Source organism: Burkholderia sp. AW33-5, from assembly GCF_053427615.1.
On record NZ_JBSAXA010000015.1, the window covers coordinates 39,366 to 63,381 of the forward strand.

Annotated in this window: 29 protein-coding genes; 11 read left to right on the forward strand and 18 right to left on the reverse strand. The window is 69.8% G+C overall.

Going from position 1 to position 24,016, the window contains the following annotated elements; genetic code table 11:
- Window positions 1–110: 110 nt before the first annotated feature.
- Entirely contained in the window at window positions 111–917 is an 807-nt protein-coding gene (gene gloB, locus ACV22V_RS22375) for a hydroxyacylglutathione hydrolase (RefSeq protein ID WP_448015572.1), read from the reverse strand.
- Between the two features lie 18 nt (window positions 918–935).
- Here gloB and ACV22V_RS22380 point away from each other — a divergent pair, with 18 nt between their 5' ends.
- Genes ACV22V_RS22380 through dnaQ form a run of 3 tightly spaced genes read left to right on the forward strand, consistent with a single transcriptional unit; the run spans window position 936 to window position 2,961 of the window.
- Window positions 936–1,748, forward strand: coding sequence for a class I SAM-dependent methyltransferase (locus ACV22V_RS22380; RefSeq protein WP_059523482.1), 813 nt, complete (start codon window positions 936–938; stop codon window positions 1,746–1,748).
- The gene (gene rnhA, locus ACV22V_RS22385) at window positions 1,745–2,188 is read left to right on the forward strand and encodes a ribonuclease HI (RefSeq protein WP_059523484.1); all 444 of its coding nucleotides are present in this window, start codon (window positions 1,745–1,747) and stop codon (window positions 2,186–2,188) included. Before ACV22V_RS22380 ends, rnhA begins: the two co-directional genes overlap by 4 nt.
- A gap of 38 nt (window positions 2,189–2,226) precedes the next feature.
- Window positions 2,227–2,961 carry a DNA polymerase III subunit epsilon gene (gene dnaQ, locus ACV22V_RS22390; protein ID WP_059523485.1) on the forward strand — a complete coding sequence of 245 codons (735 nt, stop codon included), beginning with the start codon at window positions 2,227–2,229 and terminating at the stop codon, window positions 2,959–2,961.
- A 34-nt stretch (window positions 2,962–2,995) separates the two neighbouring features.
- Here dnaQ and ACV22V_RS22395 read toward each other — a convergent pair whose 3' ends face one another.
- Window positions 2,996–3,328 (reverse strand): YnfA family protein, encoded by a 333-nt coding sequence (locus tag ACV22V_RS22395; RefSeq protein ID WP_059523489.1) that lies wholly within the window; start codon window positions 3,326–3,328, stop codon window positions 2,996–2,998.
- Between the two features lie 539 nt (window positions 3,329–3,867).
- Between ACV22V_RS22395 and proP the strand changes: the two genes are divergently transcribed.
- Window positions 3,868–5,355, forward strand: a complete 1,488-nt coding sequence (proP, locus tag ACV22V_RS22400; RefSeq protein WP_059523491.1) for a glycine betaine/L-proline transporter ProP — start codon at window positions 3,868–3,870, stop codon at window positions 5,353–5,355.
- A 109-nt stretch (window positions 5,356–5,464) separates the two neighbouring features.
- Here proP and ACV22V_RS22405 read toward each other — a convergent pair whose 3' ends face one another.
- Complete coding sequence (locus ACV22V_RS22405; RefSeq protein WP_044844954.1) at window positions 5,465–5,662, reverse strand: hypothetical protein; 198 nt, start codon at window positions 5,660–5,662, stop codon at window positions 5,465–5,467.
- Window positions 5,663–6,004: 342 nt separating this feature from the next.
- A complete protein-coding gene (locus ACV22V_RS22410; RefSeq protein ID WP_448015573.1) occupies window positions 6,005–6,634 on the reverse strand; it encodes a glutathione S-transferase family protein in 630 nt (209 codons plus the stop codon).
- Window positions 6,635–6,780: 146 nt separating this feature from the next.
- Here ACV22V_RS22410 and phaZ point away from each other — a divergent pair, with 146 nt between their 5' ends.
- Entirely contained in the window at window positions 6,781–8,004 is a 1,224-nt protein-coding gene (gene phaZ / locus ACV22V_RS22415) for a polyhydroxyalkanoate depolymerase (protein WP_448015574.1), read from the forward strand.
- Here phaZ and ACV22V_RS22420 read toward each other — a convergent pair.
- From ACV22V_RS22420 to madL, 11 genes are all read right to left on the reverse strand, one after another.
- The gene (locus ACV22V_RS22420; RefSeq protein ID WP_448015617.1) at window positions 7,991–8,659 is read right to left on the reverse strand and encodes a phosphoribosyltransferase; all 669 of its coding nucleotides are present in this window, start codon (window positions 8,657–8,659) and stop codon (window positions 7,991–7,993) included. The two genes, phaZ and ACV22V_RS22420, sit on opposite strands and share 14 nt — an antisense overlap.
- Before the next feature lie 173 nt (window positions 8,660–8,832).
- Complete coding sequence (locus ACV22V_RS22425) at window positions 8,833–9,354, reverse strand: phospholipase D-like domain-containing protein (RefSeq protein ID WP_448015575.1); 522 nt, start codon at window positions 9,352–9,354, stop codon at window positions 8,833–8,835.
- Between the two features lie 150 nt (window positions 9,355–9,504).
- Window positions 9,505–10,437, reverse strand: a complete 933-nt coding sequence (gene mdcH, locus ACV22V_RS22430; RefSeq protein WP_448015576.1) for a malonate decarboxylase subunit epsilon — start codon at window positions 10,435–10,437, stop codon at window positions 9,505–9,507.
- Entirely contained in the window at window positions 10,434–11,300 is an 867-nt protein-coding gene (gene mdcB, locus ACV22V_RS22435) for a triphosphoribosyl-dephospho-CoA synthase MdcB (RefSeq protein WP_448015577.1), read from the reverse strand. The genes mdcH and mdcB overlap by 4 nt, the downstream gene beginning before the upstream one ends.
- Window positions 11,297–11,965, reverse strand: coding sequence for a malonate decarboxylase holo-[acyl-carrier-protein] synthase (gene mdcG / locus ACV22V_RS22440; RefSeq protein ID WP_448015578.1), 669 nt, complete (start codon window positions 11,963–11,965; stop codon window positions 11,297–11,299). Before mdcG ends, mdcB begins: the two co-directional genes overlap by 4 nt.
- Window positions 11,952–12,659 (reverse strand): biotin-independent malonate decarboxylase subunit gamma, encoded by a 708-nt coding sequence (gene mdcE / locus ACV22V_RS22445; RefSeq protein WP_448015579.1) that lies wholly within the window; start codon window positions 12,657–12,659, stop codon window positions 11,952–11,954. Before mdcE ends, mdcG begins: the two co-directional genes overlap by 14 nt.
- A complete protein-coding gene (locus ACV22V_RS22450; RefSeq protein ID WP_448015580.1) occupies window positions 12,646–13,581 on the reverse strand; it encodes a biotin-independent malonate decarboxylase subunit beta in 936 nt (311 codons plus the stop codon). The genes mdcE and ACV22V_RS22450 overlap by 14 nt, the downstream gene beginning before the upstream one ends.
- Window positions 13,578–13,892: a malonate decarboxylase acyl carrier protein gene (mdcC, locus tag ACV22V_RS22455; protein ID WP_059523506.1), complete on the reverse strand. Its 315-nt coding sequence runs from the start codon at window positions 13,890–13,892 to the stop codon at window positions 13,578–13,580. Before mdcC ends, ACV22V_RS22450 begins: the two co-directional genes overlap by 4 nt.
- A 10-nt stretch (window positions 13,893–13,902) precedes the next feature.
- Window positions 13,903–15,549 carry a malonate decarboxylase subunit alpha gene (mdcA, locus tag ACV22V_RS22460; protein WP_059691157.1) on the reverse strand — a complete coding sequence of 549 codons (1,647 nt, stop codon included), beginning with the start codon at window positions 15,547–15,549 and terminating at the stop codon, window positions 13,903–13,905.
- Window positions 15,550–15,703: 154 nt separating this feature from the next.
- The gene (gene madM / locus ACV22V_RS22465; protein ID WP_448015581.1) at window positions 15,704–16,471 is read right to left on the reverse strand and encodes a malonate transporter subunit MadM; all 768 of its coding nucleotides are present in this window, start codon (window positions 16,469–16,471) and stop codon (window positions 15,704–15,706) included.
- An 11-nt stretch (window positions 16,472–16,482) separates the two neighbouring features.
- Complete coding sequence (gene madL, locus ACV22V_RS22470; protein WP_059449382.1) at window positions 16,483–16,878, reverse strand: malonate transporter subunit MadL; 396 nt, start codon at window positions 16,876–16,878, stop codon at window positions 16,483–16,485.
- 333 nt (window positions 16,879–17,211) lie between these two features.
- Between madL and ACV22V_RS22475 the strand changes: the two genes are divergently transcribed.
- Both ACV22V_RS22475 and ACV22V_RS22480 read left to right on the forward strand, forming a co-directional pair.
- Window positions 17,212–18,060, forward strand: a complete 849-nt coding sequence (locus ACV22V_RS22475; protein WP_039322076.1) for a LysR substrate-binding domain-containing protein — start codon at window positions 17,212–17,214, stop codon at window positions 18,058–18,060.
- A 176-nt stretch (window positions 18,061–18,236) separates the two neighbouring features.
- Window positions 18,237–18,515: a DUF4148 domain-containing protein gene (locus ACV22V_RS22480; RefSeq protein WP_059523512.1), complete on the forward strand. Its 279-nt coding sequence runs from the start codon at window positions 18,237–18,239 to the stop codon at window positions 18,513–18,515.
- A gap of 42 nt (window positions 18,516–18,557) precedes the next feature.
- On the opposite strand, the gene ACV22V_RS22485 is transcribed toward ACV22V_RS22480, so the two are convergent.
- Complete coding sequence (locus ACV22V_RS22485) at window positions 18,558–19,475, reverse strand: 3-hydroxyacyl-CoA dehydrogenase NAD-binding domain-containing protein (RefSeq protein ID WP_448015582.1); 918 nt, start codon at window positions 19,473–19,475, stop codon at window positions 18,558–18,560.
- Window positions 19,476–19,720: 245 nt separating this feature from the next.
- Between ACV22V_RS22485 and ACV22V_RS22490 the strand changes: the two genes are divergently transcribed.
- Together ACV22V_RS22490 and ACV22V_RS22495 are read left to right on the forward strand one after the other, a co-directional pair.
- Window positions 19,721–20,161 carry an Hsp20/alpha crystallin family protein gene (locus tag ACV22V_RS22490; RefSeq protein WP_448015583.1) on the forward strand — a complete coding sequence of 147 codons (441 nt, stop codon included), beginning with the start codon at window positions 19,721–19,723 and terminating at the stop codon, window positions 20,159–20,161.
- 16 nt (window positions 20,162–20,177) lie between these two features.
- Complete coding sequence (locus ACV22V_RS22495) at window positions 20,178–20,588, forward strand: Hsp20/alpha crystallin family protein (protein WP_448015584.1); 411 nt, start codon at window positions 20,178–20,180, stop codon at window positions 20,586–20,588.
- Between the two features lie 108 nt (window positions 20,589–20,696).
- Here ACV22V_RS22495 and ACV22V_RS22500 read toward each other — a convergent pair whose 3' ends face one another.
- Both ACV22V_RS22500 and ACV22V_RS22505 read right to left on the reverse strand, forming a co-directional pair.
- Window positions 20,697–20,999 (reverse strand): TFIIB-type zinc ribbon-containing protein, encoded by a 303-nt coding sequence (locus ACV22V_RS22500; RefSeq protein WP_059523520.1) that lies wholly within the window; start codon window positions 20,997–20,999, stop codon window positions 20,697–20,699.
- A gap of 60 nt (window positions 21,000–21,059) precedes the next feature.
- Complete coding sequence (locus ACV22V_RS22505) at window positions 21,060–21,815, reverse strand: TerC family protein (protein WP_059523522.1); 756 nt, start codon at window positions 21,813–21,815, stop codon at window positions 21,060–21,062.
- A gap of 109 nt (window positions 21,816–21,924) precedes the next feature.
- Between ACV22V_RS22505 and ACV22V_RS22510 the strand changes: the two genes are divergently transcribed.
- Both ACV22V_RS22510 and ACV22V_RS22515 read left to right on the forward strand, forming a co-directional pair.
- Window positions 21,925–22,818, forward strand: coding sequence for a LysR family transcriptional regulator (locus ACV22V_RS22510; protein ID WP_448015585.1), 894 nt, complete (start codon window positions 21,925–21,927; stop codon window positions 22,816–22,818).
- Between the two features lie 129 nt (window positions 22,819–22,947).
- Window positions 22,948–24,012: a DUF2242 domain-containing protein gene (locus ACV22V_RS22515; protein ID WP_448015586.1), complete on the forward strand. Its 1,065-nt coding sequence runs from the start codon at window positions 22,948–22,950 to the stop codon at window positions 24,010–24,012.
- The last annotated feature ends 4 nt before the right edge of the window (window positions 24,013–24,016 follow it).

Genomic DNA, 24,016 nt, shown 5'->3' on the forward strand with positions numbered 1-24,016 from the left:
ACGGAAGTGCGTGCTTCACGTCAATAAAAACACCGAAAACTCAGCCAAATCCTACATTTGGAGCAATTTTTACAGACTCCGCTTGAGCTTTTGGAGTCCTCCGGAAATCGTCATCGGAACCGGTTTTTCCACTCCCGCATCAGCGTAAACGCCGCGAGGCGATCCGACACCGTTTCGTGCAGCTCGGCCTCGAGCGTCGCATGGATGGCCGGGCTGTCCGACCGCATGAACGGGTTGACGGCACGTTCGTGCGCGATCGTGGTGGGCAGCGTCGGCACGCCGCGCGCGCGCAGCGCCTGCGCGTCGTCGCGCCAGGCGGCGAGCGCGGCATTGCCCGGTTCGCACGCGAGCGCGAAGCGGATGTTCGACAGCGTATATTCGTGTGCGCAATGCACGCGGGTGTCGCCGGGCAGCGCCGCGAGCGCGTCGAGCGACGCGAGCATCTGCGCGGGCGTGCCTTCGAACAGGCGGCCGCAGCCGCACGAGAACAGCGTGTCGCCGCAGAACACATGAGGGGTCGCGGCGCCCTGCCCGGCCGCCTGGAAATAGGCGATGTGACCGCGCGTATGCCCCGGCACGTCGAGCACGTCGAACGTGAGCGCCAGTGCGTCGAGCGTCACGCGATCGCCGCCCGCGAGCGGCCGCATGACCACGCCGATCGCCTCGGCCGCCGGGCCGTAGACGACCAGCGGTACATCGTCCGGTTGGCCATCGCGCAGCGCGGCGACACCGCCGACATGGTCGGCGTGATGGTGCGTGAGTAAAATAGCGGTCAACCGCCAGCCGCGTTCGGCAAGAACACGGCGTACGGGCGCGGCTTCACCCGGATCGACGGCGATCGCATCGCGGCCGTCCGAGACGAGCCAGATATAGTTGTCTTCGAATGCCGGAACCGGCACGTATTCCAGCTCGTTCATGGGCGCGCAATCATCGTTATGTCCGATCGTCAAATTATAGACTGGCCCGCCTGGACCGACTCGCCGCCCGGCCGCTACGTGCTGGACTGGGAGCAGGCGCAGCTCGACCGGATCGTGTCCGACGTCTTCGGGTTTCACGCGCTGCAGCTCGGCCTGCCGCAGCTCGATGCGCTGCGCGAGAACCGCATGCCGTATCGCGGCCTCGTGCTCGATCCGGCGAGCGGCGCGAGCGCGCCCTACCAGTATCCGTGGGCGCGCGAGGCGCACGCGCCCGAACATGCGCCGGCCGGTCGCAGCACGACGTGGAGCGATCTGCTCGACCTGCCGTTCGAGTCGCAGAGCGTCGACCTGATCGTGATGCCGCATACGCTCGAATTCACGTCGGACCCTCACCGCCTGCTGCGCGAAGCCGAGCGCGTGCTGATGCCGGAAGGCCAGCTCGTGATCACCGGCTTCAATTCGCTGAGCCTGTGGGGCATGCGGCAATCGTTCGGACGCATGGCGAACCGTCCGTTCGTGCCGGCCGCGCGCGACCAGATCGCGTTCATCCGACTCAAGGACTGGATCAAGCTGCTCGGCTTCGATCTCGAGCGCGGCCGCTTCGGCTGCTACCGGCCGCCGCTCGTCACCGACAAATGGCTTGCCCGCTACGGCTTCATGGAAGCCGCCGGCGACCGCTGGTGGCCGATCTTCGGCGCCGTCTACATGGTCACGGCCGTCAAGCGCGTGCGCGGCATGCGCCTGGTGGGCCCGATCAAGATGAAGAAGCCCGTGCTCGCGCCGGGCCTCACGCCGGCGGCCACCCCGACCACCCACCAAGAACACTCATGACCACCGACACCATCGACATCTATACCGACGGCGCCTGCAAGGGCAATCCCGGCCCCGGCGGCTGGGGCGCACTGTTGCGCTACGGCGACCGCGAAAAGGAGCTGTTCGGCGGCGAGCCCGACACGACCAACAACCGCATGGAGCTGATGGGCGTGATCGCCGCGCTCGAGGCGCTGAAGCGGCCGTGCCGCGTGATCGTCCATACCGACTCGCAATACGTGCAGAAAGGCATCAGCGAGTGGATCCACGGCTGGAAGAAGAAGGGCTGGGTCACCGCGGCGAAAACCCCGGTGAAGAACGCCGACCTGTGGAAGCGCCTCGACGCGCTCGTCGCGCAGCACGAGGTCGAGTGGCGCTGGGTGAAGGGCCACGCGGGCCACCCCGAAAACGAACGCGCGGACGCGCTCGCGAATCGCGGCGTCGAATCGCTCGTGGCCTGAACGCAGGCCGCCCCACTGTCTTTCCCGATTTATCCGACATGCGCCAGATCATTCTCGATACCGAAACCACCGGCCTGAATCCCCGCACGGGCGACCGCCTGATCGAAATCGGCTGCGTCGAGCTGCTGAACCGGCGGCTCACCGGCAACAACCTGCACATCTACGTGAACCCCGAGCGCGACAGCGATCCGGGCGCACTGGCCGTGCACGGCCTCACGACCGAATTCCTGAGCGACAAGCCGAAGTTCGCGGAAGTCGTCGACCAGATCCGCGACTTCGTGAAGGACGCCGAGCTGATCATCCACAACGCGCCGTTCGACCTCGGGTTTCTCGACGCGGAATTCGCGCGGCTCGACCTGCCGCCGTTCACCGAGCATTGCGGCGGCGTGATCGACACGCTCGTGCAGGCCAAGCAGATGTTCCCCGGCAAGCGCAATTCGCTCGACGCGCTGTGCGACCGGTTCGGCATCAGCAACGCGCACCGTACGCTGCACGGCGCACTGCTCGACTCGGAACTGCTCGCCGAAGTCTATCTCGCGATGACGCGCGGCCAGGACAGCCTCGTGATCGACATGCTCGACGACGCAGGCGCCGACGGCGGCGCGGCGAACGGCCAGCGCGTGTCGCTCGCGTCGCTCGACCTGCCGGTTCTCGCGGCGAGCGACGACGAACTCGCCGCCCACCAGACCCAGCTCGACGAACTCGACAAATCGGTCAAGGGAACCTGCGTGTGGCGCAAGTCCGCCGACGCGGACGCCGCCGAGGCCGCCTGACGCGGCGTCTCCCGACCGGCGCCTGCAGCCGCGCTCACGCGCGCGGCTGCAGCGCGATGATGGCCATCCCGCCAAGCGCGAGCACCGCGCCCGCCACGTCCCAGCGGGACAGCGCGATCCCGTCGACCACCCGCAGCCAGATCAGCGCCACCGCGATATACACGCCGCCGTACGCCGCATACGTGCGCCCCGCCGCGCTCGGATGCAGCGTCAGCAGCCACGCGAACAAGGCCAGCGACAGCGCGGCCGGCACCAGCAGCCATACGGGCCGGCCGCCCTTCAGCACGAGCCACGGCAGGTAGCAGCCGACGATTTCGGCCAGTGCAGTGACGGCGAACAGCGCCGCAATCCTGATCAGTTCGGTCATCCGGTTCCTCGCAGATTCGGCCCCCGTCCGGCGGGCCGCGCGACCCCGCCGCGCGCCGCCGATCATACCGGAGCCGGCCTCGCCGGAACCGCCGCCAGACCGGGGATTCCGGGCAATTTGCACGATCGTCTGTCATCGTGCTATCATGTCGCCTGTTTCAACATTCAATCTCTGTCTACTCAATTTCGAAAGAAGTCCGTCCGCGCGTTGCGGGCCGGTGCTTCGGCCGAAATTGCATCCACAGGAAAGCCCGCCCGACAGGCCCGCTTTTCTCGTTTCGTTGCCCCTCCGGGGCGCTTGCCGGATCGCCGGACACGTCCGCGCCGGCATCTGCCGCTCGCATCACGCGGCCCATTCTTCATGAGCGCACCGTCGTGATGGCCCATTGGGCCCGCGTCGAAGCAGTCCCTTACGGCCCTTTACCGCCTCATGTGCAGTAAGCGCTTAAATGGCCTGCCCCGACGCGCAGCACGCGACATCGCGCTCGCCGGCAAACCGTGTCGGACGGCCCGCCCGTTCCGGCGCAGTCAAAGGAGTGCATGACCTTGACCGCAACACACGTCAGCCCGACCGCTGCTTCTTCCTCCACCTCGTCCGGCGAGGCCCCGCTCGCCGCGGACGACATTACCGTCGTCGACCAGAGCCTGCTCAAGCGCGCCGTCAGCGCGATGGCCATCGGCAATGCGATGGAATGGTTCGACTTCGGCGTCTACAGCTATATCGCCGTCACGCTCGGCAAGGTATTCTTCCCGTCCAGCAGCCCGTCCGCGCAGCTGCTCGCGACCTTCGGCACGTTCGCCGCCGCGTTCCTCGTGCGCCCCCTCGGCGGCATGGTGTTCGGCCCGCTTGGCGACCGCATCGGCCGCCAGCGCGTGCTCGCCGCCACCATGATCATGATGGCCGTCGGCACCTTCGCGATCGGCCTGATCCCCAGCTATGCGTCGATCGGCATCATGGCGCCCGTGCTGCTGCTCGTCGCCCGCCTCGTGCAGGGCTTCTCGACCGGCGGCGAATACGGCGGCGCCGCCACCTTCATCGCCGAATTCTCGACCGACAAGCGCCGCGGCTTCATGGGCAGCTTCCTCGAATTCGGCACGCTGATCGGCTATGTGATGGGCGCCGGCGTCGTCGCGCTGCTCACCGCGTCGCTGTCGCAGGAAGCGCTGCTGTCGTGGGGCTGGCGCGTGCCGTTCCTGATCGCGGGCCCGCTCGGCCTGATCGGCCTGTACATCCGGATGAAGCTCGAGGAAACGCCGGCGTTCAAGCGCCAGGCCGAAGAGCGCGAAGCGCAGGACAAGGCCGTGCCGAAGGCACGCTTCCGCGAAACGCTGATGCGCAACTGGCGCGCGCTGCTGCTCTGTGTCGGCCTCGTGCTGATCTTCAACGTGACCGACTACATGGTGCTGTCGTACCTGCCGAGCTTCATGTCGTCGACGCTGCACTTCGACGAGTCGCACAGCCTCGTGCTGGTGCTGATCGTGATGGTGCTGATGATGCCGCTGACGCTCGCCGCCGGCCGCCTGTCGGACAAGATCGGTCGCAAGCCCGTGATGCTGGCCGGCTGCGTCGGCCTGCTGGTGCTGTCGATCCCGTCGATGATGCTGATCCACGCGGGCACCACCGCGTCGGTGTTCGGCGGCCTGCTGATTCTCGGCGTGCTGCTGTCGTGCTTTACCGGCGTGATGCCGTCGGCGCTGCCGGCGCTGTTCCCGACCGAGATCCGCTACGGCGCGCTCGCGATCGGCTTCAACGTGTCGGTGTCGCTGTTCGGCGGCACGACGCCGCTCGTCACGGCATGGCTCGTCGACGTGACCCACAACCTGATGATGCCCGCGTACTACATGATGGGCGCCGCCGTGATCGGCATCGTGTCGGTCGTCGCGCTTGCCGAAACCGCACGCCAGCCGCTCAAGGGCTCGCCGCCGGCCGTCGCGACGCGCCGCGAGGCGCACCAGCTGGTGCGCGAGATGCGCGAGAACGACGACGACGCGGAAATCTACGGCGTCGTGTCGACTGCACGCGCCTGAGCATCGCCCAAGAAAAAGCCCCGGCACAAGCCGGGGCTCGATCGAACCCGATCCGCCCGACCGGCTTGCGCCGGCCGGGCTTTTTTTCATCTGTTGGCTGGAAGCGCGATCATGCGTGCGCTTCGCAGTGGCGGCAGAAGATCAGCGCCCGCGAACGCGACACCGCAGCCTGCGCACCGCGCGCCGCGACGATCAGTCCGACCTGGCCGAGATTGAAATCGCGCTCGACCATCAGCTGCGTCAACGCGGCAAGCGGCAACACGACGGACGGGTGGTACAGACTCGATTCGATCAGCGCTCTCATCATCGGCTCCATCAGGCAATGCATATTCGATGGAGTGGATTCTAGGGATCGGCCGCAACCGGATAAACAGCGCGAATGCGAAGTCACTTGTCAGCGGCGGATAACAATCGGCCGCGCCTTTGGCGGACAGGGCCGAGCGGGCGGCGGCGGACGGCCCGGGAACGCAAGGCGGACGGTGCGCGACGGGGTCTTGCGGACGCCGCACCAGGCGAAAACGAGTGACCACGCGGCCGATGGCGGCCGAGTCGATCCGTGCCGGATGCCGGCCCGAGTCGCGACGACATCGCACGCCGGTTGCATCGCCCGCCGCCCTCGCTCCCGTGCCGACGCGACAGCCGCCGGGCTTCAGTCGAGCGGCGTCTCGACAAACGCCGGCAGCGCTTCCGCCCGCGCCGAATGTGCGGCGAGCGCCGGATAACGGGCCGGATCGATCCGCGCGAGCGCCGGGTACTCGGCGCTCGTGAATTGCGTGAAGCGCCACGCGACGGCGACGGTCACGTCGGATTGCAGCAGGCGCGCGCCGCCGAGCCAGCCATTCGCGGCCGCGACGAGCGGCTCGAGCTTGTCATACGCGGCCTCGATCTGGCCCAGCACCCGCTCGAGCCATGGCGCGTGCAGCTTCTCGGCCGGCCGCAGCGCGTGCTCGTACACCACCTGCACGGTCTTCTCCGCCGCCGCCAGCGCGAATCCGACCGGCACGAGCGTGCGCAGCCGCGCGTCGACGGCGTCGGGCAGCAGACGCCGCTCAGGCGCGACGCGATGGTCGAGATAGTCGACGATCAGCGACGAATCGATCAGCGTCGCACCGTCGTCGGTCACGAGCGTCGGCGCCTTCACGACCGGGTTGAATGTCTGGAACTGGTCGAACTGACGGAACACCGAGATCGACTCGTGTTCGAACGGCAGGTCGAGCAGCTTCGCCGAAATGGCGGCACGGCGCACGAACGGGGAATCCAGCATGCCGATCAGCTTCATCGCGAACGCTCCACTTGAGGGAATGGAATCGACGACTGTAGCAGCGCCATATGTCGACGCCTAGGGCCCGGTCACGTTTCCGACACCCGCTGCGCGGCCAGAGTGACCATAATGCAGATTCACGCTCCCTCCGCCCAAGGTTCGCCATGTGGTATGCCGTCGTCGAGCAGCAGCGGGAATGGATGCGCGCCTGGCGCGCGGCGACGTGCCACGCGTTCGACGTGTGGCCAGCCGCGACGCTGGCGCACGCCGCGTCATCGTGCTACGACGACCTGTTCGAGCCGCTGCTCGGGCCCGCCGCCGGGCCGCCGCGCTTCGAGATTCGGCGCGCGGCGGTCGACGAGCGGATCGTCGCGCGCACGCCGTTCTGCCAGCTGCGACGCTTCGCGCGCGACGACGCGCGGCGCACGGTGCTGCTGTGCGCGCCGCTCGCCGGACATGCGGCCGTGATGATGCGGGAGACCGTCGAGGCGCTGCTCGCGGACGGCGACGTCTGCGTGACCGACTGGGTCAATGCGCGCGACGTCCCGCTCGCGGCGGGTCGCTTCGGGCTCGACGAATACGTGGCGACGCTCGACGGCTTCGTCGACGCGCTCGCCCGCGACGCGCGGCCGCTGCACGTCGTCGCCGTGTGCCAGGCCACCGTTCCCGCGCTCGGCGCACTCGCGCTGCGCGCCGCGCGCGGCCTCGCACCGCCCGCGAGCGTCACGCTGATCGGCGGGCCGCTCGACGCGCGCGTCAACCCGACCACGCTCGGCACCACCGCCGCGTCCCGGTCGCTCGCGTGGTGTCGCCGCCATCTGATCGACATCGTGCCGCCGCGCTTCCCCGGCCGTGGCCGGCACGTGTTCCCGACCTATCTTCAGCAAGGCGAAATCGCGCTGCTGTATCCGCAACGCTTTCTGACGCTGATCGAGGACTACGCGCGCGCGGCGTCGCATTTCGACCTGACGGCGCTGGCGGACGCGCGGCGTGCGCTGCGCGAATACACGGCGCTGCTCGACATGCCGGCCGAGTATTTCCTGGATACCGTCGATATCGTGTTTCAGCGAATGTGCCTCGCGAACGGCACGTGGGACGTCGGCGGGCAGCGCGTCGAGCCGGCCGCGCTGCGCGGCGTCGCGCTGCTGACGGTCGAAGGCGGTTGCGACGCCGTCACGGGCACCGGCCAGACGCATGCGGCGCTCGCCATGTGCCGCGGCCTCAAGGCCGGCGAGCGCCAGCGCCTCGATGTCGACGACTGCGATCATTACGGGTTGTTCACGGGCGCGCGCTGGCGCAGCGAAGTCCATCCGGCGCTGCAGCGCGTATTCGCGCAGGCCGAAGCCGGACGCCCGGGATCGCGCCGGCGCCGTATCAGACGGACGTGACGCCGTCGTCCGGCGCACGGGCCGCGTCGAGGAGCGCACGCACCTCGTCGTCCCCGGTCTGGTCGAAACGCGCGTAGAACTGGCTGATCCCGAAGAACGACAGCGGCTGCAACACCGTCACGAACGCGTCGGCCAGATCGTCGAACGCCCGCCCGGCACCATCCGGTGCGACGGGTACGGCGGCCACGATGCGCGCGGGATGGCGCTCGCGCAGCGCCTGCAGCGCGACGCGCATCGACGCGCCGGTCGCGACGCCGTCGTCGACGATGATCGCGATACGGCCGTCGACCGGCAGCGGCGGCCGGGCGCCGCGATACAGCGCTTCGCGGCGCTGCAGTTCGGCCGTCTCGCGCGCGATCACGTCGGCCAGCTGCGCATCGGTCACGCCCATCGCGCGGATCGCCGAATGCTGCAGGTGGATCGCTCCGCCGGTCGCGATCGCACCGATCGCGAATTCCGGATCGGACGGCATGCCGAGCTTGCGCACCACCAGCACGTCGAGCGGCGCGCGCAGCGCCTGCGCGACCGGGAATGCGACCGGCACGCCTCCACGCGGCAGCGCGAGCACGACGACGTCGCGACGCCCCGCATAATCCTGCAGCGCGTGCGCAAGCCGGCGACCCGCGTCGGCGCGATCGACAAAACATTCGGTCACGATCGGCTCCCTGCCGTTGCGCCGGATGCGCGACACCCGCACCGGCCCCTGTTCAACGAGCATGGTTCATCGGACGCGCCGATGCAAGCGGGGTCATACCGGCGCGCGCGGCATGCGGATCGTGGCGGAAAAAGGATGGATGGCGTTCGCCCGAGCGAACCGCCGTCAGGCGCTCAAAGCCCGCCGGCCTGCCGGTACAGCCGCCAGAACGACTGCGCGTACGATTGCGCGAGTTCCGGTGCGCGCTGGAACACGTTCACCGTTTCCGCGTGCGCGGGCGCGCCGTCGGACAGCGTCGTCAACGCGACGCTGTCGTCGACGATCACGAAGCGCGGCGCGGGATCGCCGTGCCGCGAATCGATCGCGACGTTGATGCCGGCCGATTTCAGATAGCCCGCGCCGCTGTATTTGCCCGCACGCGACGAACGCACCAGCACGACGCGCACTTCGATGCCGCGCGAACGCGCGTCACGCAGCGCCGCCGCGACCGCGGGCGGCACGTATGCGTAGCCGGCCAGCAGCACGCGGCGCTGCGCCTGACCGATCAGGTCGACGGTCGCGTCGGCCGCCGCATTGTCATACGAAAAGTACGTGCCGACCGATGCGGCATCGGACGGAATCGGGCTGGCGTGGGCGGTCGCCGCGCAGCAAAGCACGGCGAGGAGGAAGGCGGCGGATCTCATGGCGGGCGCCATTGTAGCGACGCCAATTCGCGTGGCAAGCGCCTGCTGCGACGCTGCTGCGCCGGCGCAACACCCGATGCGCAACGCGCGCCCGGCGGGCCGGTTCCGGAATCGGTGTTGCCGGGATTTCGGAGCGTTTCCGGGCCGCTCGCGGGCCGCCCGTCAGCCGGCCGCGACGCGTGCGAGCCAGCTCGCGATACCGTCGACGGAACGAAAATCCGCGACGCTGCGTGCCGGCAGCGCCGGATACGCGCCGCCCACCATCTCGGTCAGGGCGCGGCCCGGGCCGAGCTCGAGAAACGCGGTCGCGCCGGCCTCGACGCATGCGGCCAGGCAGGCCGCCCACTCGACCGGCTCCGCGATCTGCCGTGCGAGCTTGTCGAGCCCTGCGCCGACATCGAGCACCGACGCGCCGTCGATCCCCGAAAACAGCCGCGTACCGGGCAATGGCCGGCGCACGTTCACGGCAGCCAGCGACGCGCGAAACGCGGGCACCGCCGTCGCGAGCCGGCGCGTGTGCGACGCGATCCGCACGCACACGGGCGCGACGCGCAGCGCACCGTCGCGTGCCGCGTCGTCGGCCACCGCGGCGACGTCGGCCTGCCGTCCGGCCACCACGAATGCGTCGCCCGGATTGGCGATCGCGATCGCCGCATCGCGGCCGTCGCACAGTTGCGCGAGCTGCGCGCGCGTCAGCCCGCGCACGAACGCCATCCGTTCGTCGCCGCCGCTCGCGGCGTCCATTGCGCGCGCGCGCGCGTCGGCCAGATCCAGCGCGTCGTGCGGATCGATCATCCCCGCGACGCTCCACGACGCGACTTCGCCGACGCTATACCCGGCGACGCAGTGCCGGCGCGGCCACACCGCTTCGAGCAGCGCGGCCGCCGCGAGCGCCTGCACCGTGCAAAGGATCTGCGCGGCGCGGTTCTCGCGCAGCGCGTCCGGTTCGGCGTGCCGCACCCAGTCGCGCGGATCGTCGCCAAGGAGCCGGCCGGCATGCTCGAACAGCGCATCAGCCTGTGGCGCGGCACCGGTCAACTCGAACATGTCCGCCCGCTGCGCACCTTGCCCCGAACACAGGATCGCCAGCGTCATCGCCCCACCCCGGCCGCTTCGAGTGCGTCGACGAACACGCTCATCGCCAGCAGATCGGCCGCGCCGCCCGGGCTCAGCCGGCGAGCGACGAACGCATGGTGTGCGGCGGCCGCGCGCAATCGCCAGTCGCGAGCGCGTATGCCGCCGCGGGCGACGAATGCGCGCGCCGTGGCCCGCGCGAAATCGAGGCCGGCCTGCCCGCCCCGGTGCAGCAGATTCGTATCGTCGAGCGCGGCGATCAGCGCGAAGCATGCGTCGACGCGCGCGGCCTCCGGATCGTCCGGCACGCGGCGCTGCGCGCGGCGCAGTGCCGGCAAACCGACGCCGTACACGGTCGCGAACCCGTCGGCCGCCTCGCGACGCGCGCCGCCAACGCCGTAGCGGCGGCTCGCGCGCTCGCCGTGGCTGTCGGGCAGCCGCGGGCCGCCGAGAATCTCGGCGCCCCACCGCCGCGCGACGAGCGCGCCGAGCGTCATCGTGCGTGCCGCCGTGCCGGGCGCCGCGCGGCGGCCGGCGGCCGCGCACAGCAGCCCGAGCCCGAAGATCGCGCCGCGATGCGTGTTGACGCCGCCGGTCGCGGCGAGCATCGCGTGTTCCGCGCGCAGCCCGATCTTGCGCAGCACGGCCATGCCCGCGTCGCGCGCGCCGGCGTCGGCGAGCTCCGCGAAGTACGGCCGCAGCACGGCCGCGCTGCGCGCGAACGTCGCGGCATCCATGTCCGCATGGCTGCCGGTGTCGACGTGACTGACGAGGCCCGGTTTCGGATATGTCTCGATTTCGAGCACGAGGCTGCGCTCGGCGAGTTCGGCGATGCGCTCGGCGTCGGACGGCGCCGTCGCGCGGCAGGCGGCCCATGCACTCATCGCGTGCCTCCCGTGAATGCGTCGGCAGACATCAATTCGACCGCCACCGCCGTCTTGACCGCGACTTCAGGCAGCCGCGCATGCAATTCGCGCCAGTTCACGCCCGCGCCGTCGTCGCGCAGCAGTTCGCCGTCGATGCGCATCGGTGCGCGCGCGTCGAGTGCCGCCAAGCCGTCGAGCAGCGCAGCGAGCGACGCGGCGGCCGGCAGCGGGAACACGATGTCGAGATCGGAGGACGGGCTCAGATAGCACTCGCCCGTCAGCGCCTGCCACGCGAGACTGCCGAACACGCGACCCTGCACGCCGCAGCGCGTGCCGAGCGCGTCCAGCTCGCGCAGCGTCGCGTGCCAGGCGTCGGGCGCGGCGACCAGCACGTCGGCCAGCGTGGGCAGCGGGCCGACCGACTCGACCGCGTCAGCGGCGACGTTCAGGGCGATGCGCCGCTTGCCCGCGGAAGGCGGCAGCGGCACGCCGAGCGGCACGCGCCGCGCATCGGCCTCGTCGGGCGACGCGCGACGCACGATCAGCGGCCAGCCGCGAGCGGCCCACGCTTGCACGAGCGGATCGGCCGCCAGCGCGGGATCGCGCGCGCATGCGGCGCCCCACCCGGCCGCCGTCAGCGTGACGAGCGTGTGGCGGCGCAGCGGCGTGTCAGCGTGCGGCACGCGCGAGTGCCTCGACGCGCCGCGCGACGTCGGCCGCGACCGGCCGGCCGCGTGCTGCACGACCATCGGTGTGATCGGCCGGCTTGCCGAGCCATTCGCCGACCTGCGCGTCGAGCGCACGGGCCGGATCGAGCACGGCGTCGACGGCGCCCATCTTCACGAGATTGTCGAGTCCCGGCGCGAACACCGGCGTCGAGCGCGCCATCTCCTTCAGCACGTCGATCGGCAGCTTCGTCACGCGCGACATCGACGGCAGGTCCATCACCTCGGGCTCGGCGCCCGGCACCGCGAGCAGCGTGCGCGTCGCGAGCGCGGTCGCGATGAACGCGCCCGCGGCCGTATGGCCGTACAGCAGCCCGATCGTCCGGTGCCCGGCGAGCTCCGCATGCATCAGGCATTTCGCGAGATGCGACAGCCCTTCGTTCAGGCCGAGCAGTTCGTCGCGCTTGCTCATCCGCTGACTGTCGCTGTCGACGAGCACGAGAAGCGGCGTGCCGCCGCCGCGCTCGATCGTGTCGAGCACGTGCGACGCGAGCGTGAGGGCTTCGTCGATGCCGAACGGCAGGCGGTCGGCGACGCCGATCACGTCGACGCGCGTGCCGGTCAGTTCAGCGTGGCCCGTCAGCAGGCCGCCGTTTCGCTCGATCGAATGGCCCTTGGGAAACAGCGAGTTCAGAACTTCATCGAGCGTCATGCTGCGGCTCCTGTAACTGGTCGGCGAGCTTCGCGAATGCGTCGTCGGACATGCCGGGAATCGCTTCCGGCTCGCTCGCGCCGAGCGCGCGCCACACGTCGAGCGCATCCTTGCACGTGCCGAACCGCGCGACGCGCGCTTCGAGCCGCGCCTGCTCCGCGCGCAGCATCGCCGTGTCGAATGTCGGCGCACGGCCGATCAGGTCGAGCGCGGCCGCGCGAAACGCATCGGGCGTATCGGCCACGTAGCGATCCGCGCCGCCGATCAGCCGACGGTGCTTGCCGCCCATCGTGCGCCAGATCAGCGCGCGGTCCTTCGCGTCGAACTCCTCGACGCCGCGGTTGGTCTCGATCACCTCGGGCCCCGACACGCTGATGCGCCCCTGCTCGGACACCGCGAGCGCCGAGCAGCACGCGGCGAGCAGCCCGCCGCCGCCGTAGCAGCCCGCGCGCCCGCCGATCAGCCCGATCACCGGCACGCCGGCCGCGCGCACCTCGACGAGCGCACGCATGATCTCGGCGATCGCGAGCTCGCCCGCATTCGCTTCCTGTAGCCGCACGCCGCCGGTGTCGAACAGGATCAGCACCGGCGTGCCGCGTTCGCGCGCCGCACGCAGCAGCCCCGTGAGCTTCGCGCCGTGCACCTCGCCGAACGCGCCGCCCATGAAGCGGCCTTCCTGCGCGGCGACGAACACCGCCTTGCCGTCGAGCCGGCCGTGGCCGACCACCATCCCGTCGTCGAACTGCTGCGGCAGGTCGAACAGCGGCAGGTGCGGGCTCGTCACGCGCTCGCCCGGCCCGAGAAACTCCGTGAAGCTGCCCGCGTCGAGCAGCCCGTCGACGCGCTGGCGCGCCGACGCTTCGTACCAGCTCGCGGCGTTCGCGACGAACGCCGGTGCGTCGTGGATCGCGTCGGTCATCACGCCTCCCCCTCGATCGCGCGCACGGCCTGCGCGAGCCGCAGCGACACCATGTCCGGCCGCGCGCCGCCGTCGTTGATCGACAGCTTCAGGCCGCCCGGCGCGCGCCGTTCGACGAAGTCCGACACGACCGCCTGCCACACCGCGCCGAAACCGACCGCCGCGGTGCGGATGTCGATCTCGCATTCGTTGCCCGGCAGCACGCGCTCGACGAGCACTTCGAGATTGCCGGACGCGACCACGCCGACGAGCGCCGTGGCCCGTTCGCCCCGCGCACGCCCGCGCGCGGTGAAGCGATAGTTCAACTGTTCCATGCCCTCTTCCTCACCAGTTGCGGAACCGGGCCGGCGGCGCATACAGGCCGCCCGACCAGTGCACGAGATCCTTGATCGAGCGCGCGGCGAGCCAGCGGCGATCGGCGTCGAGCGGATCGATGCCGAGATCCTCCGGGCGGCGGATCACGCCGCGCTCGCGCAGCCGCTCGACCATCCTGCGGTCGCGGCCCCGGCCGACTTCCGTATAGCCGGCCACGCCGCGGATCGCGTGCTCGCGTTCGTCCTTGTCGCGACACATCAGCAGGTTCGCGATCCCTTCCTCGGTGACGATGTGCGTGACGTCGTCGCCGTAGACCATGATCGGCGCGAGGTCGAGCTGCAGCTTGTCGGCGAGCTTCAGCGCATCGAGCTTCTCGACGAACATCGGCACGTTCTTGTCGCCGAAGGTCTCGCCGATCTGCACGACCAGCTTGCGGCCGCGCCTGAGCGCCGCCGGCGTGTCCGGGTCGGCTTCCGCGCCGGCCTTCAGCCACGGCTCGCTCGGGTGACGCCGGCCGCGCGCGTCGCTGCCCATGTTCGGCGCGCCGCCGAAACCGGCGATGCGCTCGGCGGTGACCGTCGACGAATGGCCGGACAGGTCGATCTGCAGCGTCGAGCCGATGAACATGTCGCACGCGTAAAGGCCGGCGGTCTGACAGAACGCGCGGTTCGAGCGAAGCGACCCGTCGGGGCCCGTGAACCACACGTCGGAGCGCGCGCGGATGTAGTCGTCCATTCCGACTTCTGAGCCGAAGCAGTGGATCTGCTCGACCCAGCCCGATTCGATCGCGGGAATCAGCGTCGGGTGCGGATTGAGCGCCCAGTGCGTGCAGACCTTGCCCTTCAGCCCGAGCTTCGCGCCGTAGGTCGGCAGCAGCAGCTCGATCGCGGCCGTGTTGAAGCCGATCCCGTGATTCAGGCGCTTGATCCCGTACGGTTCGTAGATGCCCTTGATCGCGAGCATCGCGGTCAGGATCTGGGTCTCGGTGATCGCGGCCGGGTCGCGCGTGAACAACGGCTCCACGTAGAACGGCCGGCCGGCCTCGACGACGAAATGCACGCGGTCGCCCGGGATGTCGACGCGCGGCACCTTGTCGACGATGCGGTCGACCTGCGCGATCACGATGCCGTCCTTGAACGCGGTGGCCTCGACGACGGTCGGCGTGTCTTCCGTGTTCGGGCCGGTATACAGATTGCCGTCGGCATCCGCGCTGACCGCCGCGATCAGCGCGACCTGCGGCGTGAGATCGATGAAGTAGCGCGCGAACAGCTCGAGATACGTGTGCACCGCGCCGAGCGCGATCTTGCCGCCGAACAGCAGCTTCGCGATCCGCTGCGACTGCGGGCCCGAATACGCGAAGTCGAGGCGCTTCGCGATCCCGCGCTCGAACACGTCGAGATGCTCCGGCAGCACGACACCCGACTGCACCATGTGCAGGTCATGGATCTTCGCGCTGTCGACGTCGGCGAGCGCCGTCGCGAGCAGGTCGGCCTGCTTCTGGTTGTCGCCTTCGAGGCACACGCGATCGCCGGGCCGCAGCACCGCTTCGAGCAACGCGACGGTGTCGCGCGCATCGACCCGCTTGCCGCGCGCGAAGGCCGCGCCGGCCGCGAGGCGTGCATCGCGCGCCTGCCGCGCGTGATTCCATCCCGTCATGAACAGTTCTCCCGCTTCGATGGTTCAGCGGCATTCTAAGCCTGGCGCCGCCGCCGATTGATGATGTTGACGAATCCGACTCAGAGGACACCGCGATGGATGCGGGCCGCCGCGGCACCGCGCGCGCCGGCCGCATGCGACGCGCCATGCGCGGTCACGCGCCGACCAGCGCGCGCGTCGTGAAGAACAGCACCGACGGCCCGAGCAGGCAGCCGACGCCGGTATGGAACGTCGCGACCAGCGCGCCATACGGCACGAGCCGGCGATCGGTCGAGGCGAGGCCCGCGCTCACGCCGCTCACGGTGCCGGCGAGGCCGCCGAAGATCATCGCGGAGCGCGGCGTCTTCAGGCCCATGAAGCCGGCCGCGACCGGCGTGCCGATCATCACGATGATCGCCTTCACGAGGCCCGTCGCGATGCTGAGCGCGATCACGTCGGAGCTCGCGCCGATCGCGGCGCCGGTGACGGGCCCGACGATGTAGGTGACGGCGCCCGCGCCGATGGTCGTCATGCTGACCGCATCGGTGTAGCCGAACGCGCGCGCGATGCACGCGCCGACGATGAACGGCAGCACCGTGCCGAGCAGCAGCGACACGACGCCGACGAGACCGGCCTTGCGCGCCTCGGTCGGCTGCACTTCGAACGCGGTCGCGACGATCGCGAAATCGCGCAGCATCGCGCCGCCCATCAGGCCGATGCCCGCGAACAGCGGCACGTCGGCGATTCCCTTCTCGCCCCCGGTGAACGCACCGCCGACATACGCGAGCGCAAGGCCGATCACGATCGCGATCGCGGAACCGTGCACGCGGCCGAAGGTGAGCTTGCGCGACGCGATCGACGACAGCCACATGATCAGGCCGACCAGCGCGAACGACGCGACGAGCCCGTTGTGGGCGACGGTTTTTTCGAGCATCTGCAGCATGGCGGCCTCCGTCACTGTTGTTCGAATTGCGGCACGCCCGCGAAGGCCGTGTCGTCGCGCCCCGTGCGCACGAGTACCGCGATGCAGCATGCGCAGATCGCGACCGCGCCGATGGCGGCGAGCAGCGCGACCGGCCCGCCCTTCAGCGCGGCGACCACGTTCTGGTTCGCGGCCATCGCGACGACGACGGGAATGTACATCGCGCCCCAGAAACCGACGCCCGCCTCGGTCTCCTTCGGCAGCCAGCCGCGCCGGTGCAGCCACAGGCGCAGGCAGATCAGCAGCAGCATCGCGATACCGACGCCGCCGACGTTGGTCTTCACGCCGATCGCGGCGCCCAGCAGGTCGCCGAGGAACAGTCCGGCCAGATGGCAGAACGCCAGCAGCGCGGTTCCGTAGATGATCATGAGTCGTCTCCAGTCTCTTCGTGACGGGCGCCTGACGCGTGCGGAAGCCAGGCCCGCACGCCGATCCCGGGCGCGGACGGTCTGTCTCCCGCGGCGGTGCGCCGCGGCCCGGCGGCTCGTCGTGCGAGCGCGTTCTCGGGCGGTCGATGGGATGATGCGGTTTCGGGCCGGACGCCGGATGGCTTAGACTGACCGATGCAGCCGACGGCACGACACGGGCAACGCGTCCGGTGCGCCCCGTTTGCATGGGCCGCACCGGGGCGTGATCCGATACTAGCGCCGCATGATCCGGGCATTTATGAAGTTGTCGAAACCGATTCAGTGGATTTAGCAATGCGTCCATTACCGCCCGAGCTGCTGCGCAGCTTCGTCGCCGTCGCCCAGTCCGGCAGCTTCACCGCTGCGTCCGAGCGCGTGAGCCTGTCGCAGTCGACCGTCAGCCAGCACATCCGTCGCCTCGAGGAACTGCTCGACCGGCCGCTGTTCGAGCGCGACACGCGCAACGTGCACCTGTCGCAGCACGGCGACGCGCTGTTCCGCTACGCGGTGCGCATCCTCGAGCTGATGGACGAGGCCGTCACGTCGGTGTGCGGCCCGCCGCTGTCGGGCAAGGTGCGGCTCGCGATGTCGGAGGATTTCGCGTCCGCGCACCTGACGGCCGCGCTCGCGAGCTTCGTGCAGCGCAATCCGGAAGTCGAACTCGCGATCTCGACGGGGTTGTCGGGCGACCTGTTCGACGCGCTCGACGAAGGCCGCCACGATCTGGTGTTCGCGAAGCGTGTCGCGGGCAGCCGGCGCGGCCGCGTGATCCGCAGCGAACCGCTGTACTGGTGCACCGGCCCCGATTCGCGGATCACAGGCCACGAGGCCGTGCTGCCGCTCGCGATGCATCCGGAGCCGAGCGTATCGCGCCGCCGCGTGCTCGAGTCGCTCGAGGCGGTCGGCCGCCCGTACCGGATCGCCGTCGTGAGCAGCAGCATCGCGGTGCTGCGCGCGGCCGCGAGCGCGGGGCTCGGCGTCAGCGCGTTCGCGGGCTACGTGATTCCGGCCGGGCTCGCGCGGCTCGACGCGGGGCTCCCCGAACTCGGCGAACTCGAATACGTGATCGACCGGCCGGCGGCCGCCTCGCGCTCGACGCTTGCGCTCGAGGCGACGCTGATCGCGGCGGCGGCCGAGCTGTAGCGATCGCCTTCGCCGTGACGCCGACGCCGCCCCGCCGCGGCGTGAGCGCGCAACTGACAATCTTGCCCGGAACGCGTCAGCGTCCGCGCAGCACCCGCTCGCGACAATGGGACCCATCGGAACGCACGGCAATGTGCCGCGCAGCCGCTATCCCGTCCCCTTGATCGGAGCACACCATGAACGTCTTGCGATTCGCCGTCGCGACCGCCGCAGCCGCGCTGCTGTCCCCCGCCTTTGCGCAAACCGATGCCGCTGCCCCCGCGCAGGGCCTGACGCGCGCGGAAGTCGTCGCGCAGCTGAAGCAGGCGTACCTCGACGGCGAACTGCCGACCAACGACGGCAACTATCCGCCGAATGCCGCGACGCGCGCGCGCAATCGCGAACTGGTGCAGGCCGCGCAGCCCGCGTGGCTCGCGCAGACGCCGCGGGCACCGCAAACGGCCGTCCAGCAATAGCCGCCGTTCACGGCACGACCGGAACGCCGCGCGGCGCCGCGCTCAGGGCAGGAAGCTGCGGCGCCGCGCGTCGATCAGCTCGACGAGCAGCCGATCGCGCTCGGCCGCCAGTTCCTGCATCGAGCGTTCGCCCTGGATCGCGCGCAGTTCGTCGTTCAGCTTGCGATCGACGGCCGGATCGAACGACGGCGTGCCGAGGTCGTCCCACCACGTCGTGATCGGCCCGGACAGATGTTCGAGGAAGTGCGAGATCCCGCCCGCGCCGCCGCCGAGGTGATAGGTCAGGCACTGCCCCATCAGCCCCCACCGCAAGCCCGGCCCCCATGCAACCGCCTTGTCCGCGTCGGCGACGCTCACCACGCCTTCGCCGACGAGGTGATACACCTCGCGAAACAGCGCGGCCGCGAGCCGGTTCGCGACGTGGCCGGTCATTTCCTTGTTGAGCACGATCGTCTGCTTGCCGAGCGCGTCGTAGAAATCCTTCACGCGCGCGATCACGTTCCGGTCGGTCGCGTCGCCGCCGACCAGCTCGACGAGCGGAATCAGGTGCGGCGGGTTGAACGGATGCGCGATCAGGCAGCGTTCCGGGTGCTTGTCGCAGGCGGTCTGGATCTCGGACATCTTCAGGCCCGACGAACTCGACGCGATCGGCACGCGCGCGGGCAGCACGTCGTCCATCTGCCGGTACAGCGCGCGTTTCAGGTCGAGCCGCTCGGGGCCGTTTTCCTGCACGAAATCGACGCCGTCGAGCGCGCGCACGAGATCCGCATCGAACGACAGCCGCGCGGAAAGTTCGGCGGCCCGGTCACCGAGGCATGCGGCGAGCGCGTCGCGCATACGCGCGTCGGCCTGCGGTGCGGGATCGGTCGCGACGACGTCGAAGCCCTTCGACAGATAGAAAGCCGCCCAGCTCGCGCCGATCACGCCGGCCCCGACGATCGCGATGCGTTGAATGTCCATGTCCGTCCCGTCTCCGTGGTCTGTGGAAAGCGCGACGATTGTCGCATCGATTCACGTAACGACGCGTCGATGCCGGTTGCACTTCCCCTCTTGAAAACCGCCGCGGCGGCCTCTAATTACCGGTTGCCAGGCGGTGCCCGTCACACGCACCGCCCCCGTTTCGACTCAGAGGAAAGCCGCGCATCGCACTCGCCATCGGCGTCGCGTCGTCGCGTCTTTTGCGTTTCATGTTCCGGAGGACCTTCATGAGCGGTATCCATCACGGCCACGACCTGTTCGATGAATTCGCCCGCGTGCAGCGGCAGATGGCGAGCCTGCTCGGCGAGCTTCCGACCGGCATCCGCGCGGTGCGGCCGAGCGCGTTTCCCGCGCTGAACGTCGGCGCGACCGACGACGCGATCGAGATCGTCGCGTTCGCCCCCGGCATGGCCGCGGCCGATTTCGACGTCTCGATCGACAAGGACCTGCTGACGATCAGCGGCGAGCGCAAGCCCGTGCCGCAAGACGCCGGCGACGACGTGCGCACCTATGCGCAGGAGCGCTTTCACGGCGCGTTCCGCCGGGTAGTCGAGCTGCCGCAGAACGCGGACGCGGACAACGTCAGCGCCCGCTACGAAAACGGCTGCCTGCTGATTCGCGTCGGCCGGCGCGAGGCATCGAAGCCACGTGCGATCAACGTTCAGTAACCTTCAGGAGAACGACATGAATATGAGCCAGACCCTGACCGAACGCCAGGCCGGCGCCGTCCACGCGCCCGCCGCCGAGGCCGCACGCCGGCCCGCGATCGCGCCGGCCGTCGACATCGTCGAAGACCAACGGCGCGTCACGCTGCGCGCCGACCTGCCGGGCGTGCCGCGCGAGAATCTCGACGTGAAGGTGCACGACAACACGCTGACGATCGAAGCCGACACGCGCATCGACACGCCGGCCGACCTGCGCGTGCGGCATGCCGAAGTCCGCGCGCCGCGCTTCGCGCGCACATTCGTGCTGAGCCCCGATCTCGACACGTCGCGAATCGATGCGAGCCTGCGCGACGGCGTGCTCACGTTGACGATTCCGCGTCGCGAGGAAACACGCCCGCGCCGCATCGACGTGACGGCCGGCAACGCGTAAGCGCTGCCGCGTGCCGATCGCGCGACGCGCATGACAAAGCCCCGCCGGGCATGACACCCGGCGGGGCTTTGTTTCATCGTGCGGCGCGGTGCACGCCCGCCGTCACGCTCAATCGAAATCGAACAGATCGAACACCGATTTCTTGCGACGCTGGCCGTCGTGGCGATAGCGGTCGTCGTGCGAGCGGCCGTCGCGCCCCCAGCCGTCGTCACGCCCGCGCGGCGCCTGCGCATCGTGCCGCACGGGCGGCTCGTCGCGGCGCGGCGGCGCATCGCCGGTTTCGCGTGCGATCAGCTTGTCGAGCTCGCCGCGATCGAGCCACACGCCGCGGCACGTCGGACAGTAATCGATCTCGATCGACTGGCGCTCGGCCATCAGCAGGTCGGGCGTCTTGCAGACCGGACATTTCATCGCGCTTCTCCTTTCGTTGAGCATTCCGAACCAAGGGCGGGCCCTCGCCCGCCCGCTTTCTCAGTGACCTTCGACCCGCGCCGCGCGCTTCGCCTTCGCACGCCGCGCCAGCATGTTCATGCCTTCGACGAACGCCGAGAACGCCATCGCCGCGTAGATATAGCCCTTCGGCACGTGCGAACCGAAGCCTTCCGCGATCAGCGTCATGCCGATCACGACGAGGAACGACAGCGCGAGCATCACGATCGTCGGGTTGCGGTCGATGAAGCGTGCGAGCGGCTGCGCGGCGAACAGCATCACGCTCACCGCGACGATCACCGCGACGAACATGATCGGGACGTGCTCGGTCATGCCGATCGCGGTCACGATGCTGTCGATCGAGAACACGATGTCGAGCATCACGATCTGGCCGATCGCGGCCCATACCGTCAGGCCGGCCGCGCCGCCGGACGCACCCGCGCCGTCGCCGTCGTGCGACACGTGGTGATGGATCTCAGTGGTCGCCTTCCAGACGAGGAACAGGCCGCCCGACAGCAGGATCATGTCGCGCCACGAGAACGCGTGATCGAACAGCGTGAATACGGGCTCGGTGAGACTCGCGATCCACGCGACGCTGCCGAGCAACGCGAGGCGCATCACGAGCGCGAGCGCGATGCCCAGGCGCTGCGTGCGGGCGCGCTGCGCTTCGGGCAGCTTGTTGCTGAGGATCGAGATGAAGATCAGGTTGTCGATGCCGAGCACGACTTCCATCACGACGAGCGTCAGGAGCGCGGCCCAGACGGCGGGGTCGGCGGCAAGCGTCAGCAGGTAGTCCATGAAGAGGGCCGATTCGAATGTGGAAAGCCCGATGATAGGCCACCCCACGACTTCGAAAAAATCAGAGAGAATCTGATCTTTGGTTCGGTTTTTCCGAAATATCGATCCGATGCTGAATTTTCGCCATCTGTACTATTTCTGGGTCGTCGTGAAGGAAGGCGGTTTCGCGCGCGCCGCAGAGCGGCTCGACATGGCCGTGCAGACGATCAGCGCGCAGGTCCGCGAACTGGAAAAGGCGCTCGGCCACCAGCTGCTGCGCCCCGTCGGGCGCGGCGTCGCGATGACCGATGCGGGCCAGGCCGCGTATGCGCGCGCCGAGGCCATCTTCGAGATGGGCCGGCTGATTCCCGACGAGGTGCGCGCGGCGGCCAGCCAGCCGACCGTGCGGCTCGCGATCGGCCTGGCCGACGGGATCTCGAAGCTCGCCGCGCATGCGATCCTCGCGCCGGTGCTCGACACGCCCACGCTGCGGCTGCTGTGCCACGAGGGCGAGCACGACGCGCTGCTCGCGGAACTGGCGCTGCATCACCTCGACCTCGTGCTGGCCGGCCAGGGCGCGCCGTCGGGGTCGAATCTGCGCGTGACGAGCGAGCGGCTCGTCGCGTCGCCGGTCGACTGGTACGGGCCCGCGGCGCTCGTCACGACGGCCGCGCGGCAGCGCTTTCCGGAGTGCCTCGCCGAGTTGCCGGTGCTGCTGCCGACCGCCCACTCGGCGCTGCGCGCACGCCTCGACCTGTGGCTGGAACGGGAACGGATCGTGCCGCGCGTGGCCGGGGAATTCGAGGACAGCGCGCTGATGGCCGTGTTCGCGGCGCGGGGCCTCGGCGTGTTTCCGCTCAGCGAACTCGGCGCGAACGACGCATCGCTGCTGCGCGGGCTGCGCCGGCTCGGCCGGGCGGGCGACGTGACCGAGGAAATCCACGCGATCCGCTCGCGGCGCGGCGAACACCACCCGCTGGCATCGCGACTGCTCGCCGCCGCGCGGCCTGCGCCGGCCGCCTGAAGCGAGCGCGACATCAAACGAAACTATAATGACGCCCCGGCCATACGAGATTGCCACGCGCATCGCACCGGCCCCGCCGCTGCGCCCGCAGCCTCGCGCGGCATCTCGCCGAGCCTTTTGAAAGACGCCATGCACAACCGATTTCGCCTGTTTTCCGTTTCGTGCGCGCTCGCGGCCGCGACCGTGCTGGCGGCGTGCTCGTCGCCGCCCAAGCCGATTTACCAGCAGGAGCAGTTCGACGCGACGAGCAGCCCGTATGCGCACACGTTCCGCTCGAAATCCGACGCGGCCTGCGAGGCCGCGCGGCGCGCGCTGCTGAGCCAGGGCTACGTGGTGTCGTCGTCGCGCAACGATGCGGTCGACGGCAGCAAGAATTTCCAGCCGAGCAACGACATGCACGTCGTGATCGAGTTTCACGTCGTGTGCGCGGACGCGAATGCCGACGGCTCGTCGAGCATCGCGTATGTGAACGCGGTGCAGGACCGCTACACGCTGAAGAAGTCGAATACGTCGGCGAGCGTCGGGCTCAGCGTGTTCGGCTCGCTGTCGCTGCCGATCGGGTCGAGCGACGACGCGCTCGTGAAGACCGCGAGCGAGACGATTCCCGCCGGCGTGTTCTACGAGCGCTTCTTCAATCTCGTCGAGCATTTCCTGAAGATCGATCCGGCCCGCCGCGATCGCGCGACCGTGAAGGCGGCCGAGAAGGAACCCGTCACGCCGCTGCCCGAACCCGCGCCGACGCCGCAGGGCGAGCCGATGAAGATGACGACGCCGGTCGTGCCGACACCGCCCGCCGCACCGGTGCCGCTGTCGGGGCCGGGCGTCGAGCCGGCTTCGGGTGCGTCGGTCGTGCCTGCTGCGCCTGCCGCGGCATCGGCCGTGGTCGCGCCGGGGGCGATGCGGGGTGGCGTGCCGGCATCGGCTTCGGCACCTGCGGCGGCTTCGGCCGCAGTCCCGCCTTCCTCCTCGGCATCGGCTCCGTCATCCGCGTCGGCGGCCGTGCCTGCTTCGACACCTGCCGCCGTCATGCGGGCCGCACCCACATCGGCATCGGCCGTGCCCGCGCCGGCAGCCTCCGCACCTGCCTCCGCGAACGCTGCTCCGGCATCGGCGGACAAGACGCCCGCGCCCGCTGCCGCCGATCCCGTCGCGTCGTCCGCACCGACCGGTGCCAGCGCGCCGTCCGCGAACTGATCGC

Coding starts and splice junctions, on each gene's coding strand:
- gloB (WP_448015572.1), bottom strand. CDS start 917: ATGAACGAGCTGGAATACGTGCCGGTTCCGGCATTCGAAGACAACTAT.
- mdcA (WP_059691157.1), bottom strand. CDS start 15,549: ATGACGGGATGGAATCACGCGCGGCAGGCGCGCGATGCACGCCTCGCG.
- mdcH (WP_448015576.1), bottom strand. CDS start 10,437: ATGACGCTGGCGATCCTGTGTTCGGGGCAAGGTGCGCAGCGGGCGGAC.
- ACV22V_RS22490 (WP_448015583.1), top strand. CDS start 19,721: ATGAGCGGTATCCATCACGGCCACGACCTGTTCGATGAATTCGCCCGC.
- ACV22V_RS22485 (WP_448015582.1), bottom strand. CDS start 19,475: ATGGACATTCAACGCATCGCGATCGTCGGGGCCGGCGTGATCGGCGCG.
- ACV22V_RS22380 (WP_059523482.1), top strand. CDS start 936: ATGTCCGATCGTCAAATTATAGACTGGCCCGCCTGGACCGACTCGCCG.
- mdcC (WP_059523506.1), bottom strand. CDS start 13,892: ATGGAACAGTTGAACTATCGCTTCACCGCGCGCGGGCGTGCGCGGGGC.
- mdcE (WP_448015579.1), bottom strand. CDS start 12,659: ATGACGCTCGATGAAGTTCTGAACTCGCTGTTTCCCAAGGGCCATTCG.
- ACV22V_RS22405 (WP_044844954.1), bottom strand. CDS start 5,662: ATGATGAGAGCGCTGATCGAATCGAGTCTGTACCACCCGTCCGTCGTG.
- ACV22V_RS22510 (WP_448015585.1), top strand. CDS start 21,925: ATGCTGAATTTTCGCCATCTGTACTATTTCTGGGTCGTCGTGAAGGAA.
- ACV22V_RS22515 (WP_448015586.1), top strand. CDS start 22,948: ATGCACAACCGATTTCGCCTGTTTTCCGTTTCGTGCGCGCTCGCGGCC.
- ACV22V_RS22425 (WP_448015575.1), bottom strand. CDS start 9,354: ATGGCGCCCGCCATGAGATCCGCCGCCTTCCTCCTCGCCGTGCTTTGC.
- ACV22V_RS22475 (WP_039322076.1), top strand. CDS start 17,212: ATGCGTCCATTACCGCCCGAGCTGCTGCGCAGCTTCGTCGCCGTCGCC.
- ACV22V_RS22410 (WP_448015573.1), bottom strand. CDS start 6,634: ATGAAGCTGATCGGCATGCTGGATTCCCCGTTCGTGCGCCGTGCCGCC.
- madL (WP_059449382.1), bottom strand. CDS start 16,878: ATGATCATCTACGGAACCGCGCTGCTGGCGTTCTGCCATCTGGCCGGA.
- madM (WP_448015581.1), bottom strand. CDS start 16,471: ATGCTGCAGATGCTCGAAAAAACCGTCGCCCACAACGGGCTCGTCGCG.
- ACV22V_RS22395 (WP_059523489.1), bottom strand. CDS start 3,328: ATGACCGAACTGATCAGGATTGCGGCGCTGTTCGCCGTCACTGCACTG.
- ACV22V_RS22505 (WP_059523522.1), bottom strand. CDS start 21,815: ATGGACTACCTGCTGACGCTTGCCGCCGACCCCGCCGTCTGGGCCGCG.
- ACV22V_RS22495 (WP_448015584.1), top strand. CDS start 20,178: ATGAATATGAGCCAGACCCTGACCGAACGCCAGGCCGGCGCCGTCCAC.
- ACV22V_RS22480 (WP_059523512.1), top strand. CDS start 18,237: ATGAACGTCTTGCGATTCGCCGTCGCGACCGCCGCAGCCGCGCTGCTG.
- ACV22V_RS22500 (WP_059523520.1), bottom strand. CDS start 20,999: ATGAAATGTCCGGTCTGCAAGACGCCCGACCTGCTGATGGCCGAGCGC.
- mdcB (WP_448015577.1), bottom strand. CDS start 11,300: ATGAGTGCATGGGCCGCCTGCCGCGCGACGGCGCCGTCCGACGCCGAG.
- phaZ (WP_448015574.1), top strand. CDS start 6,781: ATGTGGTATGCCGTCGTCGAGCAGCAGCGGGAATGGATGCGCGCCTGG.
- rnhA (WP_059523484.1), top strand. CDS start 1,745: ATGACCACCGACACCATCGACATCTATACCGACGGCGCCTGCAAGGGC.
- proP (WP_059523491.1), top strand. CDS start 3,868: ATGACCTTGACCGCAACACACGTCAGCCCGACCGCTGCTTCTTCCTCC.
- dnaQ (WP_059523485.1), top strand. CDS start 2,227: ATGCGCCAGATCATTCTCGATACCGAAACCACCGGCCTGAATCCCCGC.